Raw genomic sequence first — 468 nt, 5'->3', positions numbered from 1 at the left:
GTTCGTCGGCGACCTTGTCGACGATCGCCACCGGGAATTCCGCCAGAAGGCTGACCGAAGGGGTGACCTGCTCGAATTTGTCGTCGCCATATTCCTTGCGGATGCCGCGCGTCTCGGATTCGAAAGTGATCAGCACGTCGCCGATCTCGCGCTGCACGAAGGTGGTGGTCGCGGCGCGCCCGCCAGTGTCGAAGATCGGCACGTTGTTGAACAGCTTGGTGATGAACTCCTTCACCTTGGCGTCGTCGCCCTTGAAGGCTTCCTTGGCGTAGGCGGTGGCCGCCAAATAGGTGTAGCGCGCATTGCCCGATGTCTTCGGATTGGGGAAAATCACCTGCACGTCGTCGCGCACGAGGTCGTTCCAGTCCTTGATGTGCTTGGGATTACCCGCGCGGACGAGAAACGAAGGCAGCGAATAGAAGGGCGAGGCGTTGTCTGGAAAATCCTTCTGCCAGTCGGCCGAGACCA

At 60.3% G+C, this 468-nt stretch carries 1 protein-coding gene; it reads right to left on the bottom strand.

All coding sequences use genetic code 11. The features are described from left to right. The coding region (locus tag X744_RS139670) for a sulfate ABC transporter substrate-binding protein (protein WP_023763255.1) at positions 1–468 on the bottom strand (468 nt) is incomplete at both ends.

The organism is Mesorhizobium sp. LNHC252B00 (genome assembly GCF_000502955.1).
Taxonomy (GTDB): Bacteria; Pseudomonadota; Alphaproteobacteria; order Rhizobiales; family Rhizobiaceae; genus Mesorhizobium.
The sequence above is the reverse complement of the archived record's forward strand: the minus strand, read 5'-3'. Positions and strand labels throughout refer to the sequence as shown.